The 17021-nt window shown below is 41.8% G+C and carries 14 protein-coding genes; all 14 read left to right on the forward strand.

The features are described 5' to 3' along the window. Positions 1–214: 214 nt before the first annotated feature. The 14 genes from lysS (at position 215) to glyA (ending at position 16932) form a co-directional block, all read left to right on the forward strand. A complete protein-coding gene (gene lysS, locus M2448_RS02025; protein ID WP_280644605.1) occupies positions 215–1939 on the forward strand; it encodes a lysine--tRNA ligase in 1725 nt (574 codons plus the stop codon). Positions 1940–1972: 33 nt separating this feature from the next. Further along, complete coding sequence (locus M2448_RS02030) at positions 1973–2971, forward strand: NAD(P)H-dependent glycerol-3-phosphate dehydrogenase (RefSeq protein WP_280644606.1); 999 nt, start codon at positions 1973–1975, stop codon at positions 2969–2971. 53 nt (positions 2972–3024) lie between these two features. Next, positions 3025–3777, forward strand: a complete 753-nt coding sequence (locus M2448_RS02035) for a hypothetical protein (protein WP_280644607.1) — start codon at positions 3025–3027, stop codon at positions 3775–3777. A gap of 54 nt (positions 3778–3831) precedes the next feature. Continuing rightward, positions 3832–5178, forward strand: coding sequence for a glucose-6-phosphate isomerase (locus tag M2448_RS02040; protein ID WP_280644608.1), 1347 nt, complete (start codon positions 3832–3834; stop codon positions 5176–5178). A gap of 53 nt (positions 5179–5231) precedes the next feature. Beyond that, positions 5232–6350, forward strand: coding sequence for a 23S rRNA (adenine(2503)-C(2))-methyltransferase RlmN (gene rlmN / locus M2448_RS02045; protein WP_280697038.1), 1119 nt, complete (start codon positions 5232–5234; stop codon positions 6348–6350). Between the two features lie 87 nt (positions 6351–6437). Further along, on the forward strand, positions 6438–7523 hold the full coding sequence (gene pdxA, locus M2448_RS02050; protein WP_280644610.1) for a 4-hydroxythreonine-4-phosphate dehydrogenase PdxA: 1086 nt from the start codon (positions 6438–6440) through the stop codon (positions 7521–7523). Between the two features lie 101 nt (positions 7524–7624). Next, a complete protein-coding gene (locus tag M2448_RS02055) occupies positions 7625–8098 on the forward strand; it encodes a phosphatidylglycerophosphatase A (RefSeq protein ID WP_280644611.1) in 474 nt (157 codons plus the stop codon). Beyond that, entirely contained in the window at positions 8083–8682 is a 600-nt protein-coding gene (locus M2448_RS02060; RefSeq protein WP_280644612.1) for a GtrA family protein, read from the forward strand. The genes M2448_RS02055 and M2448_RS02060 overlap by 16 nt, the downstream gene beginning before the upstream one ends. Positions 8683–8708: 26 nt before the next feature. Further along, a complete protein-coding gene (locus M2448_RS02065) occupies positions 8709–9428 on the forward strand; it encodes a CDP-alcohol phosphatidyltransferase family protein (protein WP_280644613.1) in 720 nt (239 codons plus the stop codon). Further along, positions 9425–10363 carry a phosphatase PAP2 family protein gene (locus tag M2448_RS02070; RefSeq protein WP_280644614.1) on the forward strand — a complete coding sequence of 313 codons (939 nt, stop codon included), beginning with the start codon at positions 9425–9427 and terminating at the stop codon, positions 10361–10363. Before M2448_RS02065 ends, M2448_RS02070 begins: the two co-directional genes overlap by 4 nt. Positions 10364–10417: 54 nt before the next feature. After that, complete coding sequence (locus tag M2448_RS02075) at positions 10418–11251, forward strand: lysophospholipid acyltransferase family protein (protein WP_280644615.1); 834 nt, start codon at positions 10418–10420, stop codon at positions 11249–11251. A gap of 501 nt (positions 11252–11752) precedes the next feature. Continuing rightward, positions 11753–13048: an inositol-3-phosphate synthase gene (locus M2448_RS02080; RefSeq protein WP_280644616.1), complete on the forward strand. Its 1296-nt coding sequence runs from the start codon at positions 11753–11755 to the stop codon at positions 13046–13048. A 1092-nt stretch (positions 13049–14140) separates the two neighbouring features. Further along, positions 14141–15550 carry a 23S rRNA (uracil(1939)-C(5))-methyltransferase RlmD gene (gene rlmD / locus M2448_RS02085; protein WP_280644617.1) on the forward strand — a complete coding sequence of 470 codons (1410 nt, stop codon included), beginning with the start codon at positions 14141–14143 and terminating at the stop codon, positions 15548–15550. Positions 15551–15651: 101 nt separating this feature from the next. Then, the gene (glyA, locus tag M2448_RS02090) at positions 15652–16932 is read left to right on the forward strand and encodes a serine hydroxymethyltransferase (protein WP_280644618.1); all 1281 of its coding nucleotides are present in this window, start codon (positions 15652–15654) and stop codon (positions 16930–16932) included. Positions 16933–17021: the final 89 nt, after the last annotated feature.

Consider the following 17021-nt stretch of genomic DNA (forward strand, 5'->3'; position numbering starts at 1 on the left):
TCCTCGTTTTCTATATTTTATATTCAGTATATTAAATCCTGTTTGATATTACTGGAAGCTGTATGATTGTTAAAAAATAGTCATATAAATATGTCGCGTCCATTAATAGCCGATTAAAACATAGAATTATCATTATATTTTTTAACTTTGCGGGGTTATTGACATATGAACAAAGTTTTAAAATTAAAGTGTAAAATCTGAAGATAGATTGATAATGAGTATATTGGAATTGAGTGAACAGGAAATCATTCGCAGACAAAGCCTAGATGAGTTGAGAGCCTTAGGGGTAGACCCGTATCCGGCAGCATTATATGATGTAAATGCGTACTCCGACGAAATAAAAGAGAACTTTAAAGATGATGCTGATCGCCGCTATGTGTCTATAGCAGGGCGTATTATGAGCCGCCGTATCATGGGTAAAGCTTCCTTTGTGGAACTACAGGATACCGAAGGGCGTATTCAGGTGTATATTTCGCGGGATGACCTTTGTCCGAATGAAGACAAAGAACTTTACAATACAATTTTCAAAAAATTACTCGATATAGGCGATTTTGTCGGAATCAAAGGTTTTGTATTCCGTACCCAGATGGGCGAAATCTCCGTCCATGCAGAGGAACTGACTGTTCTCAGCAAATCGCTTCGTCCGTTGCCGGTAGTAAAGGTGAAAGACGGGGTTACCTATGACGGATTCACTGATCCGGAGCAGCGTTACCGCCAGCGTTATGTCGACCTTGTGGTAAACGAAGGAGTAAAAGATACGTTTATCAAGCGTACAAAGGTGTTTAACTCTATGCGTGAATTTTTGAATGGTCACGGATATATAGAAGTAGATACTCCTGTACTGCAAAGCATACCCGGAGGAGCGACAGCACGTCCGTTTATTACACATCACAATGCACTCGATATTCCGTTATACCTGCGTATAGCTAACGAACTTTACCTCAAACGTCTTATCGTAGGTGGTTTTGACGGCGTGTATGAGTTTAGCCGTAATTTCCGAAACGAAGGTATGGACAGGACGCATAATCCTGAATTTACCGTTATGGAGTTTTATGCTGCATACAAAGATTACAACTGGATGATGGATTTTACAGAGCGCATGCTCGAAAAAATCTGTACGGATGTACATGGTACTACAAAAGTGAAAATGGGAGAAAATATTATCGATTATAAAGCCCCTTACCCGCGTGTTACCATGATCGATTCCATTAAGCATTTTACAGGTGTCGATATCAGCGGCATGGATGAAAATCAGCTTCGTGATGTATGTAAGCAACTCGGCGTAGAGCAGGATGAAACAATGGGTAAAGGCAAGCTGATAGATGCCATCTTTGGAGAAAAATGCGAAGGCAATTATATACAGCCGACATTTATTATCGACTATCCGGTAGAAATGTCGCCACTGACTAAAAAACACCGTAACAATCCCGATCTGACAGAGCGTTTCGAATTGATGGTGAACGGCAAGGAACTGGCAAATGCCTATTCTGAGTTGAATGATCCGATAGATCAGCGCGCTCGTTTCGAAGATCAGTTGAAACTGTCTGAGAAAGGTGATGATGAAGCTATGTTTATCGATCAGGACTTCTTACGTGCACTGGAATATGGAATGCCGCCGACAAGCGGTATCGGTATTGGTATGGATCGATTGGTGATGTTTATGACCGGACAAGAAAGCATACAGGAAGTGATGTTCTTCCCGCAAATGCGTCCGGAAAAAGTGGCTAAAAAAGATCCGGTAGCGAAATATACAGAGCTGGGAATGCCGGAAGAACTGGTGTCGATATTCCAGAAAGCGGGTTATCTTACTGTAGAGTCGATGAAAGATGTAAACCCTCAAAAATTAAGACAGGATATAGGTAATATCAACAAAAAGCATAAACTGGAATTGACATTGCCTTCTGTTGACGAGATTACGGGCTGGGTGAATAAGATATAAATATCACCCTATTTCTAACTAAAATGTATAATTATGAGTTTTCCCGGTAAAATAGCAATTCTAGGAGGTGGAACATGGGCAACAGCACTGGCTAAAATCATGCTGAACCATGAAAAGCATATTAACTGGTATATGCGTCGTCCCGAACAGATAGAGGATTTTAAAAAGACAGGGCACAATCCGTCATATCTTTCTACTGTAGAGTTTAACCTCGACAGAATAAGTTTTTACTCGGACATAACTCAAATAGTGAACGACTCGGATACGCTGGTTCTGGCAGTGCCTTCTCCTTTCCTGAAAGGGCATCTGGAGAAACTACAGACCAAGATCAGCGATAAATTTATAGTTTCCGCCATAAAGGGGATCATTCCCCCTGAAAATCTACTGATAACAGATTATCTGCATCGTTCCTATGGTGTCCCTATGGAGAATATGGCTATAGTGGGTGGCCCGTGCCATGCGGAAGAGATTGCTTTAGAGCGACTTACCTATCCTACGATCGCCTGTGTCGATATAGAAAAGGCTCATGCTATTGCTGATGTTTTCAACAACAGGTTTGTGCGCGCTTCGGTTTCCGAAGACGTAGCAGGGATAGAATTGGGGGCTGTACTCAAAAATGTATATGCTATAGCATCCGGTATTTGTCATGGATTGAAATATGGAGACAATTTTCAGGCAGTTCTGGTATGTAATGCCATTTCGGAAATGGAGCGTTTTGTAGATACTGTATCCCCGATAAAAAGGAATATCGAGGCTTCTGCATATCTTGGCGACTTGCTGGTGACAGCCTATTCCAGTTTTAGCCGTAACCGCACCTTAGGTTCCATGATAGGTAAGGGGTATTCGGTCAAGGCTGCACAGATAGAAATGGAAATGGTGGCAGAAGGCTATTACGGCACGAAGTGCATACAGGAGATGAACGAAAAGTACAACGTAAATATTCCTATCGCTGATATGGTATATCGGGTGTTGTATGAGAATGCTTCTGCACGTGCAGAAATAAAAGCATTACAAGAACGGATATTAAAGTAAAAGGTGAATTAATAAGTAAAAGGATTTCCGTTTACTTATTTTAATGCTAAAATATGGAAAGTATTTCATCAATAATGCCTCGGATGGTTTTCTGCATATTAGGAAACTGGAGCGATTTTGATCTTGTAAGCAAAACCATTAAAGATGCCGGTTTTTACTTCGACAAAGAAGAATCTTTTTTTGGTTACGATGACAGGATGGGAGAATCTTTCGACGTGTCGGCAGACAGAGTTAATTATTCCATGACCGATGAAGAACTGCAACAGATACGCCAACATAAGGCAGTGGGATATTTTCTTGCACCTGAGAGTAAGAACAGCGACGAACTGAGAAATATTGCCGGAAAGGCCTTGATGCTGATAGAAAGGCTTTTCAACGGATGCAATGTCATTGCATTGAAATGTGAAAGTGCAGGCATAGCTCATGGTAAATCCCGATGGGTGGAGCTAAGCAAAAAATATAAGGATGATCCGGAAAATGCGTTGCTTTACTTTTATCTTGCCTTTGTCAGACGGCCTATTGAAAGCGAATATGGCTTGTATTCATGTGGAATGCATTTGCTCGGGCTGCCCGATATCCTCTATTTCGAAGGTAATAGAAGCGATGTAGAAAGTGTGAAAAATATGGATCAGATAGCTAAGTTGATTATGAGCAATAATGGGGTTTATAAAAAAACGATAAAAGCACTGAAGAAAACAGATATAGAAGTAAATGAGACAAAGATACTTCCCGATGAGTTTCACGAAGAAGATACTTTTATGTACAATCCTTATGGTTTTATATACGTAGATAGTGAGATTGAATAGAAAAGCTATTCACCGTATAACAAGAAGAACAAAATAAATATTAATATAAAGATCATGGACAAGGTTATCAAATTAGACATTAGCAAAACACTAGGCTTTATCAGTCAGGCTGATATCAACAGTCAGGCTGCACTGGCTAAAAAGTGTAACGAAACATTGCACAACGGTTCAGGAAAAGGAAACGATTTCTTAGGATGGTTAAATCTTCCTTCTTCTATTACCGATGCTGAACTGACAGACATAGAAAATACAGCAAAAGCCCTGAAGGAAAAATGCGATGTGATCGTTCTTGTAGGTATCGGCGGTAGCTATCTCGGTTCGCGTGCTGTGATAGACGCTCTGTCGAATGCTTTCGACTGGTTGCAAAAAGACCGTAAGAATCCGGTAATATTATATGCCGGAAACAATATCGGTGAAGATTATCTGGTAGAATTACTTGCATACCTGAAAGGAAAATCTTTCGGTATAATCAATATATCCAAGTCGGGAACAACAACAGAACCTGCTCTTGCTTTCCGTATCCTTAAAGCCGAACTGGAAAAAGCTGTAGGCAAAGCCGAAGCAAAACACCGTATTGTAGCCATTACCGATGCTGCTCGCGGTGCATTATATACTTTGGCTACAAAAGAAGGATTCAAGAAATATGTAATTCCTGATAATGTAGGCGGACGCTATTCTGTGCTTACTCCCGTAGGTCTTCTGCCTATCGCTCTGGCAGGTATAGATATACGTCAGCTGGTGGCAGGTGCTGTATATATGGAGAAAGAAACTGCACCAAGCGTGCCATTCGAAAAAAATATTTCGGAAATATATGCTGTTACTCGTAACGAGCTATATAAGAAAGGCAAGAAAATAGAGATACTTGCCAACTTCAATCCTAAACTGCATTACATCGCCGAATGGTGGAAACAGCTTTATGGCGAAAGTGAAGGAAAAGAGAACAAAGGTATTTTCAATGCTGCGGTTGATTTTACAGCCGACCTGCACTCTATGGGGCAATGGATTCAGGAGGGTGAACGCTCTATCTTCGAAACAGTGATCTCTGTGTCTCAGCCAAACGAAACGTTGACTGTTCCTACCGATGAGGAAAACCTCGACGGATTGAACTTCCTTGCAGGTAAGCGCGTAGATTTCGTAAACAAAATGGCGGAACTCGGCACGCAGATAGCACACGTTGACGGAGGTGTTCCGAATATCAAAGTGGAACTTCCGAAACTGGATGAATACAGCATCGGGCAAATGATTTATTTCTTCGAAAAAGCCTGTGGTATCAGCGGCTACCTTTTGGGAGTGAATCCGTTCGATCAACCGGGAGTAGAAGCATATAAGAAAAATATGTTCGCTTTGTTGGATAAACCGGGCTTTGAAAAAGAAAGCGAAGCGATTAAGAAAAGAATATAACACCCCCTCCAACCTCCCCCAAAAGGGGAGGGCTTTTGAGAGGGTATATGTATATGGTAAAGGGTATAAGTGATAAAAAAGAGTCGTCGCCTAGCGCAGCCCCCTCTCTGTTGCAGAGGGCAGGGGAGAGGTGCCACTTACTCGGTATGACTATGGATGATTTCTATAGTGTGGTAGGTGAGTGCGCTTTACCCAGATTCACAGCAAAACAAATAGCTGACTGGGTATATAAAAAACGTGTTTCATCTATAGATGAAATGACAAATATCTCTGTGGCAAACCGCGCTTTGCTTTCAGAGAAATACGATGTCGGACGATACAATCCGCTCGAATTTCAGCAATCGGTAGACGGTACTGTAAAATATCTGTTTAAGACCGAAAATGCAAAGCTGATCGAGGCTGTAATGATACCGGAAGACGACAGGGCCACTTTGTGCGTCTCTTCGCAGGTAGGTTGCAAGATGAATTGTTTGTTTTGCATGACAGGCAAGCAGGGATTCAACGGGCATCTGACAGCGAATGAAATACTAAATCAGCTCTATTCGGTACGTGAAGCCGAAGATCTGACCAATGTTGTCTTTATGGGAATGGGTGAGCCCTTAGATAACTACGAACAACTGAAAAAGACGCTCGAAATAATGACTGCCGACTATGGTATGGCTTGGAGTCCCAAACGGATAACGGTTTCCACAACAGGAGTTACCCCGAAGTTGAAACGGTTTTTGGACGAAAGCAGTGCCCATCTGGCAATCAGTATTCATAGCCCTGAGAAAGAACAGCGGTTATCTATTATGCCTGCCGAGAAAGCATTCCCGATACAAGGCGTAATAGACTTACTCAGAGAATATGACTGGACAAAGCAGCGGCGATTGTCCTTCGAATATATAATGTTCGATAACTTCAACGATACATTGGTGCATGCCAAAGAACTGGCGCAAATGCTGCGGGGATTGGAGTGCAGAGTCAACCTGATCCGCTTTCATGCCATACCAAATGTAGATTTGAAAACGTCGACTAAAGAAAAGATGGAAGCTTTTCGTGACTATCTGACAAGTAAGGGGTTGACAAGTACAATACGTGCATCACGCGGTGAAGATATATTTGCTGCTTGCGGCATGTTGTCGACAAAACGGAGTTCGAGCCCCCTAAATCCCCCGGAGGGGGACTTATAAACAGATGGAAAGAAAATTGATTATAATAACTAATTAAAATATCCTCTCTGTAGCTCCCCCTTTGGGGGAGTTGAGGGGGCTACAATTATGATAAAAGTAGGAATAACACAAGGCGATATAAACGGGATAGGCTATGAGGTCATCCTTAAAACTTTTGCAGACATACGCATGGCAGAGATGTGCATCCCTGTACTGTATGGTTCGGCTAAAGTAGCAGCTTTTCATCGTAAAGCGATGGAATTGCAACCGGTATCGTTCAATCAGATAAACAATGCAAAAGATGCAGTCGCAAACAAGGTGAATATTGTGAATTGCATCAGTGAAGATACAAAGATAGAATTAGGGCAGTCTACTCCGGTAGCGGGTGAGGCTGCTTTTCAGTCTCTGGAGAAAGCTGTCGCCGATCTGAAAAATGGAGTGATAGATGTACTGGTAACTGCACCTATCAACAAGCATAATATACAACGCGAAGATTTCCACTTTCCGGGGCACACAGAATACCTGGAAGAACGTTTCGGTAAAGAAGGAGACAAGAGTCTGATGATTTTAGTGAAGGACTCTCTGCGTGTGGCACTGGTTACAGGGCATATGCCTCTGGCAGATGTGCCTAAAAACCTTACTAAGGAAAAAATTATAGAAGCTGCCGTCCGTTTCGAGAAAAGCCTGAAACGTGATTTCAGAATAGGAAGGCCACGTATAGCTGTTTTATCTCTCAATCCGCATGCCGGCGAAAACGGGTTGCTGGGTTCGGAAGAAAATGATATTATAAAACCCGCTATAAAAGAATTACAGGATAAGAAAGTCCTTTGTTTTGGACCTTATCCCGCAGACGGCTTTTTCGGGTCGGGAGAGTTTTCCCGCTTCGATGGCATACTGGCTATGTATCACGATCAGGGGCTGGCTCCGTTCAAAACCATAGCAATGGAAGACGGGGTTAACTTTACGGCAGGGCTGTCTGTTGTACGCACCTCGCCGGCTCATGGTACTGCATACGATATTGCCGGACAGAACAAGGCATCGGAAGAGTCGTTCCGTCAGGCTGTGTATATGGCTGTAGATACCTTTGCAAACAGGGTAGAATACGATAAGGCATATGCCGATCCGCTCAAGAAGCTATACTTCGAAAGAGGAGGTGACAACGAAGTGTTGGATTTGACTAAAGATGACGAATAAATGCGGTTGATGGCTGTTAGCAATGAGCTTTTAACAGCATTGATGCGAATTGAATATTTTTTTTGATAACTTTGCGTGTTTTATTTCGCGGTGGCTAAAAGATGAAACAAAAGAATATTTTCCATATAATTATTGCTTCCGGTTTTGGTACGGGGTTTTCACCCTTTGCACCCGGTACGGCAGGTGCTTTGCTGGCTACTGTTATATGGCTTGTGCTGGCTTTTTTAGTTTCGCCATACACACTTTTGTTTACAACGATAGGCCTTATTATTGTGTTTACGATATTGGGCATATGGTCGGCGAATGTGTTGGAAAAAGACTGGGGTAAAGACCCGTCGCGCGTAGTGGTAGATGAAATGGTCGGAGTCTGGATTCCGCTATTGGCTGTAGATGCAGGCCACTTATATTATGCATTATTGGCATTTGTGTTATTTCGATTATTCGATATATATAAACCGTTAGGTATCCGTAAGATGGAAAGCCTTAAAGGAGGAGTAGGGGTAATGATGGACGACATTGTTGCCGGGTTGTACAGCTTGATAATATTATTGGTGTTGAAATGGGTGATTGGTTAAAGAAAGTTGCAAAGACGATCTCCGAAAAAGGAGGGATTTTCATGTTCTTACGTGCTCAGTTCTCATCACAGTTAGCCAGTATTACCGATTTCTCCGTTACTATTGTATTAGCTAAGGTATTCAGTCTTTACTATGTATATGCTACGTTTCTGGGATCGGTTTGCGGAGGAATTGTAAACTGTATCATCAATTATAAGTGGACGTTTAAGGCACAGGATAGTAAGAAAAGGCATGTAGCCATCAAGTACCTTACCGTATGGACCGGTAGTATTATTTTTAATACATCTGGTACATATCTGGTAACTGAGCTACTCGGGCGCTTTACTTGGTTGCGCGATCTTTTAGGACACCTTTTCGATGATGTATTCATTGTGTCGAAGGTGTTTGTATCGTTGATAGTCGGGTTTGTCTGGAACTACAATATGCAGCGCCTTTTTGTCTATCGCAACAGGGATTTCAAGAAATATTTCAGGAAGAAATCCGACATGGAAATTACCGAGGGAGAAGGCGTATCTCCTGAGGTAGAACAGGACGGAGAACCGGAAGAAAAGGAAACAGATCCGGTACATAACGATATAAGATAAGAACATTCTAAATAGGAATTAGAAATATGAAAAAAGCCAGAGATTTTGCCCAGCAATTAATTTATAAAATCATCAATCCCCTGGTAAGGGGGATGATCAGGATAGGAATAACTCCTAATTTTGTAACGGCTACCGGATTAGTCCTGAATATTGTAGCATGCTGCATCTTTATATTTGGAGCCACACACGGCGAGAGAGGCGATTTTACGCTTGTGGGGTGGGGAGGATTTGTTATCCTGTTTGCCGGACTTTTCGATATGATGGACGGGCAGGTTGCGCGTATAGGTAAGATGAGTTCCCGCTACGGAGCTCTTTTCGATTCGGTGCTCGATCGTTATAGCGAACTCATTATGTTTTTTGGTATCTGTTACTATCTTATACTGCAAGGTTATTTTTTTAGTTCGCTGTTTGCTTTCATTGCATTGATCGGTTCTATGATGGTGAGTTATATACGTGCGCGTGCCGAAGGACTTGGCATAGAATGTAAAGGAGGGCTGATGCAACGTCCCGAGCGTATCGTTATAATTAGTCTGGGAGCAGTATTCTGTGGCGTTTTCTATTACTTTTTCGGTGATTATAAGGTTTACATAGATGCGTTTTCATTCCCTATATTCGAGCCTGTACTCATATTTATAATACCACTTGTCTTTGTGGCTGTGTTTGCTAATATTACAGCTGTAGGACGATTGCTGGACTCTAAGAAAGCATTGATGGAAAAAGACAGGGAGGAACAAAACAAAAAATGAAATTTCAGTTATCATTACCATCTAAGAAAGAAAGTATTATTGTCGTTGTTATAACGGCTGTCATTATTGCCCTTACCGCCATCTTCGTAGGATACCGTCCAGAGCATAACCTTATGTTCGGGCTTTTTCTTGTCCTGTTCTTTGCTTCGGATTTCACCCGTAAATTGGCTGTAGCCCTGATTCCTTTTATTGTTTTCGGGCTGTCGTACGATTGGATGCGCGTTTATCCGAACTATATGGTTAACCCTATCGATGTAGAAGGGCTTTACAACCTTGAGAAAAAATGGTTCGGCTTCGAGTCTGATGGACAGATACTTATTCCCAACGAATTCTTTGCGATTCATTATAACTCTATAATGGACTTCTTTGCAGGCATATTCTACCTTACATGGGTGCCTGTGCCTATTGCATTTGGTATCTACCTATACTTTAAGAAGCAACGTAAGATATATTTGCAGTTCGCTCTCGTCTTCTTATTTGTCAACCTGATCGGGTTTGCAGGATATTACATACATCCGGCTGCACCACCCTGGTATGCCATGAAGTACGGATTCGAGCCGATACTGAATACTCCGGGAAATACGGCCGGACTGGGACGATTTGATGCGTTGCTTGGTGTCTCCATATTCGACTCTATTTATGGGCGCAATGCGAATGTATTTGCGGCTGTACCTTCGCTTCATTCGGCGTATATGGTCGTAGCGCTGTTTTATGCAATAAAGAACAGATCCAATCTTGCTATACTAATAACCCTCACGATATTGATGTTCGGTATCTGGTTTACGGCAGTCTATTCGTACCACCATTATATCATTGATGTATTGCTGGGTATTTTCTGCGCGTTGCTGGGTATAGCTTTGTTCGAGTTGGTGCTGATGAGGCTGGGTTGGTTCAGGAAATTCTTCGACAGATATTACAACTATATAAAAGAATAGAGCCGAAAAGCTTATTAATCCTTATCTTTGTAATTCAATTACAGGTATTACTCTATGAAAGAAAAGCTGATCAGTAAGGATATGATCAGGGGGGTACACCCTATATTCAGAGGCCGTTTCGGCAATGTCCTTACAAAAATAGTCTTTAGTGTAGGCGGACTCAATAAAGTTAACGCCATCTATGATGCTTCCAAGCAATATACAGGTCTGGCATTTGTGAATGATATGCTTGATAAGTTACAGATCATTCGTAAGGCTGAAAATTATGAGGTGCTCGATAACTTCAAGGAGGGCTCTTTTATCACTGTCTCCAATCATCCTTACGGACATGTAGACGGCATTATAGCTATCAGTCTGGTAGCCGGTAAGCGGCGCGATTATAAGATGATGGTAAACTGGATGCTGAGTCAGATAGATACAATGGATGAGCACTTTATAGGTGTGAATCCCTACTCTAAGGATAATAAAATGTCGGAGCTTAAATCGAGTATAGGTGGGGTAAAACAATGCCTTGAGCATATACGCGACGGACATCCGCTTGGGTTGTTTCCCGCCGGAGGTGTTTCTTCTCCACATCTGGACCGTACAGAAGACCGCGAATGGCAGGAACCGGTGCTGAAGCTGATAAAGAAGGCTAAAGTACCTGTGATTCCGATGTTTATTTCGGGTAATAATTCTTGGTTTTACCGCTTCCTAGGGTTCATCGACTGGCGCATACGTACAGTGCGGCTATTACATGAGGTACACAACAAGAAAGGCAAGACGATAACAGTACGTTTCGGAAATCCAATTTCGGTAGAGGAGCAAAGTAAATATACGGATATAAAAGAGTTTGGCGAGTTCCTGAAGGCTCAGACCTATGCCATGAAGAAAAAACCGAACAGATAAGGTCACAGGCCTTTTTATTACTTTGTAAAGTTATAAGTGCAAGATGTTGTTATAGTGAAGTGGTGTGCCGTTAACTCTTCCTTTATTAAAGTTGTCTTTTTTCTTAAAAAATGGATGAAAAGGCAAAAACAATGGATATGTCATTGCTTTTAAGCTACAAAATCTTAACTTTGCTAAGTTTGTGTAAAACTGTAAGGGGCGATACCCTTGCATATTTTCGGGTTTTATGGAGATAAAACCTTTTTCAGATAGAGTTGAAACATACTTGAATACTTTGATAATAACTGTTGAGTCGTCTGACTGTCTGCTCCAATAATGGATGTCGCTTGTATGGCAGAAAAGCCCGGGTTGGGAGAATAAAATGGATCGGATTTTCATCGAAGCAATATTATTATAGAAGATCTTGCGTTAGCAGGGAAGATAATATTTCCGGCTGCCTGAGATCCCAGTTTAAAGGATTGCTGCGGGTTGCAGTGTATTTTAAAATTTAATAATTAAAAAATGGAAAAAGTACAAGTGAAAGAAGCCAAAGGTAAACTTGGCATTCTGACTGTCGGTGTAGGAGCTGTAGCTACCACATTCATGGCAGGAACGTTATTAACACGTAAAGGACAAGGCGTTCCGGTAGGATCAATAACTCAGTTGGCTACAATGCGTCTGGGAAAAAGAGAGGAAAACCGCTTCCCTAAAATTAAAGATGCAGTGCCTTTGGCAGATCTTAACGATGTGGTATTCGGAGGATGGGACATCTTTGAAGATAATGCATACGAAGCTGCTAAACATGCAGAAGTATTGACTAATGAAGACCTTGATAAAGTAAAAGACGAAATGATGGCTATCAAACCGATGAAAGCTGTCTTCGATCAGGATTTCGTAAAACGCCTTCACGGAACTTGGGTAAAATCGGCTCCTACTAAATGGGAACTGATGGAACAGGTGAAACAAGACATCGAAAAATTCCAAAAAGATAATAATTGCGACCGTATTGTTGTTATCTGGTGTGGTAGTACAGAAGTATTTACTCCACTTGGCGAAGTTCACAAAACACTAGCTTCGTTAGAAAAAGGAATGAAAGAAAATCATAAGGATATAGCTCCATCAAACATTTACGCTTACGCTTGTGTTTCTATGGGTATTCCTTATATCAACGGTGCTCCTAACCTGACAGTAGACATACCTGCAATGTGGGAACTGGCTGAGAAAACTCAGACTCCTATCTGCGGAAAAGACTTCAAAACAGGTCAGACAATGTTGAAAACAGTGCTTGCCCCTATGTTGAAAACGCGTATGTTGGGGCTAAGCGGCTGGTTCTCTACAAATATACTTGGTAACCGCGACGGAGAAGTTCTTGACGATCCGGGTTCATTCAAGGCAAAAGAAGAATCGAAGCTTTCGGTTATCGACACTATTCTTCAACCAGAACTATATCCTGAGCTTTACGGAGAAGTTTACCACAAGGTGCGTATCAACTATTATCCGCCACGTAAGGATGATAAAGAAGGATGGGATAATATTGACCTCTTCGGATGGTTGGGTTACAAGATGCAATTGAAAGCTGACTTCCTGTGTAAGGACTCTATTCTTGCAGCTCCTTTGTGTCTTGACCTTGTATTGTTCTCTGACCTTGCTAAGCGTGCTGGTATGAGCGGAATACAGGATTGGTTGTCATTCTACTTCAAGAGTCCTATGCACGAGCCAAATAAGGTTGCAGAGCATGACTTGTTTATCCAATATGTGAAGTTGAAAAATACACTTCGTCAGATGATTGGAGAAGAAACAATCGATTATCTTGACTAATTATTAGCTTTGGCTTTTTAAATATACAGGCTGCTTCATTTGAGGCAGCCTGTTTTATTTGTAAGTGGTATTTCTTCTGAATAACTTTATCTATAAGATTTAGAAATTAAAAATTAAAAATGTAGAACTGCCCCATGTGTTCACCGAATTGAAAGAAAGCGATCTTTGAAAAATTATATATTTAAAGAATTTAAAGTTTAAGAGTTTAAAGATTGGAATTTCTGTCAGGAATGTAAGGTTTTAGTTAAAAACTAGTGTGCTAGATTATAGAGTTCTAGTGTACTAGAAATAGAAAAAATCAAACTAGCAAGCTAATAGACTATAAACTAATAAACTTGTAACTATTGTGAGGTTTTAGTTAAAATTCACCTCACCCCGCCCCTCTCCAAAGTGAGAGGGGGTTGCAAAGCCCAAAAAGGGAACGAGCTTGTAGGGGCGAACCCATGTGTTCGCCCGAAAAACAGAAAATAATGCTAGCTAGCAAGCTAGTAGACTATAAACTAATAAACTTGTAAGGAATGTAAGGTTTTAGTTAAAATTAGTCTCACGCAATTGAAAATCGACGACGCGAAGGCAAGTCAAAGACGCTAAGGCGCAAAGAAAAATACTTGTAACTCGTAACTGCCCGTAAGGTATAGTAAACTTGTAACTATTGTGAGGTTTTAGTTAAAATTAATTGCCTCCTGCTTTAGCTGGAGGACAACAAGATTGATAAACAAAGGGCTTTAGCCAAAATGGGCTTTGACTAAAGTCTTCTCAAGGGCAACTAGCATTCCACGACTTAAAAATCGTGGCAACCGAAAAAGAGACAACGTCAAAAAGATGAAAAAGCGTCAACTTTTTGTTGTCGTTTTTGTAAGGTTTTAGTTAAAATCGGATATCCCCTGCCATGCTGAGGAACAAAGCATTCCTTGCAGATGGGAGAGGCTTTTCCCTATGGTCAGAGTGACAAGGAGGAGAAAAGTGACAACATCAAAATAGTGTAAAATCTGTCAAAATTGCCAACTTTTTGTTTTTTCTGTTAACTGAATAACTATTAACCAGAAACTAAAAAAACAGTTATCTTTGCATTCCATTTGATAGTTAAAAACGATGAGCCGAAAGAAAAAAGAACTTCCACTGATAGAAAATGTAGAGATAGTAGACATTGCAGCCGAAGGAAAAGCAATAGCCAAAGTAAACGACATGGTCGTGTTTATCCCTTATGTAGTGCCGGGTGATGTAATAGATCTGCAAATTACCCGCAAGAAGAACAAATATGCAGAGGGAAAACCGGTACGTTTCGTCTCTTATTCACAAAATCGTACAGAAGCTTTCTGTGAACATTTCGGTGTGTGCGGCGGGTGCAAATGGCAAATACTTCCTTACGCCGAACAATTGAAATTCAAACAGAAACAGGTGACGGATAATCTCACACGCATCGGCAAGGTCGAACTGCCCGAGATACAGCCAATCATGGGGTCCGAAAAAACAGAATTTTACCGCAATAAGCTCGAATACACTTTCTCCAACAAAAGATGGCTCACATGGGAACAGGTGAAGTCGGGCGAAAGCTTCGACAATATGAATGCACTCGGATTCCACATTCCGGGTATGTTCGATAAAGTACTCGATATCAACAAGTGCTGGTTACAGGACGATATATCGAACCAAATAAGAAACTTCGTACGCCAATACTGCTTCGACAAAGGTTACACTTTCTTCGATCTGAGAAATCGGGGCGGACTGATGCGTAACATGATCGTACGTACATCTACCACAGGCGAACTGATGTTGATCGTTGTATTTTACGATGATGAGAAAGAGCAAAGGGAAGACCTGCTACAAGCCATAGCCGGAGAGTTTCCGCAGATAACAGCCCTGCTTTACATTATCAACCAGAAGGCAAATGATACAATCACCGATCAGGAGGTACTGACATGGAAAGGAAACGACTTCATATATGAAGAGATGGAAGGATTGAAATTCAAGATAGGGCCAAAGTCCTTCTACCAAACTAACAGCGAACAGGCTTACAATCTATATAAAGTAGCGCGTGATTTTGCAGGACTGACAGGCAAGGAACATGTTTACGACCTATACACAGGAACAGGAACTATCGCTAACTTTGTAGCCCGTCAGGCTGAAAAGGTGGTGGGGATAGAATATGTAGAGGATGCGATTGAAGATGCTAAGTTTAACTCGAAGAATAATGGTATCGACAATACACTGTTCTATGCAGGTGACATGAAAGATATACTCACACAGGACTTTATCAACGAACATGGACGACCTGACGTGATCATCACCGACCCGCCGCGTGCCGGAATGCACGATGATGTGATAAATGTCATCCTGTTTGCCGAGCCCGACCGTATTGTGTATGTCAGTTGTAACCCTGCCACACAAGCGCGTGACCTGTCATTACTCGACGAGAAGTACAAAGTGGAAAAGGTACAGCCTGTGGATATGTTCCCGCATACACACCATGTGGAGAATGTGGTCTTACTTATACGGAAATAGGATATAATAAGGGCATAAAGCTTCCTTAAATATTGTTACAATCATATTATAATCATTACCTTTGTGACTATCGTTTTACCTCATAATAATTTATTCTGTTTATGAAAAGAGACACTGCCATTTTTGATATTATCGAAAGAGAGTATCAGCGACAACTGAAAGGAATAGAGTTAATCGCATCCGAGAACTTCGTGAGCCAACAGGTAATGGATGCTATGGGTTCATGCCTGACCAACAAGTATGCCGAAGGTTATCCGGGCAAAAGATACTATGGAGGCTGCGAAATAGTAGACCTGAGCGAACAACTTGCTATCGATCGTCTGAAAGAACTATTCGGAGCAGAGTGGGCAAACGTACAGCCTCACTCGGGAGCACAGGCTAATGCTGCTGTATTCCTTGCTTGTATGCAAGCCGGAGATAAGTTCTTAGGACTAAATCTTTCTCATGGCGGACATCTATCTCATGGTTCACCTGTCAATTTTTCAGGGTTAATGTTTCACGCATTGGAATACAATGTGCGTCAGGATACCGAACAGGTAGACTATGACCAGTTGGAACAGGTTGCCAAAACAGAAAAGCCAAAAGTAATCATAGCCGGAGCATCTGCTTATTCCCGCGACTGGGACTATGCACGCATCCGTAAGATAGCAGACCAGATAGGAGCTATTTTTATGGTAGATATGGCACATCCTGCCGGACTTGTAGCTGCCGGACTGCTCAACAATCCGCTGCCTCATGCACATATAGTGACTACTACCACTCATAAAACCCTGCGCGGGCCTCGTGGCGGTGCTATCATGCTGGGCAAAGACTTTGAAAACCCTTGGGGCAAAAAGACTCCGAAAGGTGAAGTACGCATGATGTCGGCATTGCTCGATTCTGCTGTATTCCCGGGCATACAGGGCGGGCCGCTTGAGCACGTAATCGCTGCTAAGGCCGTATCGTTTGCAGAAGCACTCGACCCATCATACAAAGTATATCAGACACAGGTGAAGAAAAATGCTGCTGTAATGGCTCAGGCATTTATGGATAAAGGATACAAAGTAGTATCGGGCGGTACAGACAACCACTCTATGCTTATCGACCTTCGCCCTAAGTTCCCTGAACTGACAGGTAAGGTCGCTGAAAAAGCGCTGGTAGAAGCCGACATTACTACAAACAAAAATATGGTTCCGTTCGATAGCCGCAGTCCGTTCCTTACTTCGGGATTGCGTTTCGGTACGCCTGCTATCACTACACGTGGGGCGAAAGAGCCATTGATGGGCGAAATCGTGGAAATGATAGATACTGTGCTTTCTCATCCTGAGGATGGACAGATTATCAAATCTGTTCGCGAAAAGGTAAATTCGGTAATGAAAGAATATCCGCTATTTGCCTGGTAACAGAATTTGTTCTTAACTAATATAACGAAGGAGGGCTGTATTATATACATCCCTTCTTTGCTTTGTTTAGATAATGTCGAAAGAGAATA

The organism is Dysgonomonas sp. PF1-14 (assembly GCF_029892965.1).
Taxonomy (GTDB): Bacteria; Bacteroidota; Bacteroidia; order Bacteroidales; family Dysgonomonadaceae; genus Dysgonomonas.

Coding starts and splice junctions, on each gene's coding strand:
- rlmD (WP_280644617.1), top strand. CDS start 14,141: ATGAGCCGAAAGAAAAAAGAACTTCCACTGATAGAAAATGTAGAGATA.
- M2448_RS02030 (WP_280644606.1), top strand. CDS start 1,973: ATGAGTTTTCCCGGTAAAATAGCAATTCTAGGAGGTGGAACATGGGCA.
- lysS (WP_280644605.1), top strand. CDS start 215: ATGAGTATATTGGAATTGAGTGAACAGGAAATCATTCGCAGACAAAGC.
- M2448_RS02040 (WP_280644608.1), top strand. CDS start 3,832: ATGGACAAGGTTATCAAATTAGACATTAGCAAAACACTAGGCTTTATC.
- glyA (WP_280644618.1), top strand. CDS start 15,652: ATGAAAAGAGACACTGCCATTTTTGATATTATCGAAAGAGAGTATCAG.
- M2448_RS02035 (WP_280644607.1), top strand. CDS start 3,025: ATGGAAAGTATTTCATCAATAATGCCTCGGATGGTTTTCTGCATATTA.
- rlmN (WP_280697038.1), top strand. CDS start 5,232: ATGGTAAAGGGTATAAGTGATAAAAAAGAGTCGTCGCCTAGCGCAGCC.
- M2448_RS02060 (WP_280644612.1), top strand. CDS start 8,083: ATGGGTGATTGGTTAAAGAAAGTTGCAAAGACGATCTCCGAAAAAGGA.
- M2448_RS02070 (WP_280644614.1), top strand. CDS start 9,425: ATGAAATTTCAGTTATCATTACCATCTAAGAAAGAAAGTATTATTGTC.
- M2448_RS02080 (WP_280644616.1), top strand. CDS start 11,753: ATGGAAAAAGTACAAGTGAAAGAAGCCAAAGGTAAACTTGGCATTCTG.
- M2448_RS02055 (WP_280644611.1), top strand. CDS start 7,625: ATGAAACAAAAGAATATTTTCCATATAATTATTGCTTCCGGTTTTGGT.
- M2448_RS02065 (WP_280644613.1), top strand. CDS start 8,709: ATGAAAAAAGCCAGAGATTTTGCCCAGCAATTAATTTATAAAATCATC.
- M2448_RS02075 (WP_280644615.1), top strand. CDS start 10,418: ATGAAAGAAAAGCTGATCAGTAAGGATATGATCAGGGGGGTACACCCT.
- pdxA (WP_280644610.1), top strand. CDS start 6,438: ATGATAAAAGTAGGAATAACACAAGGCGATATAAACGGGATAGGCTAT.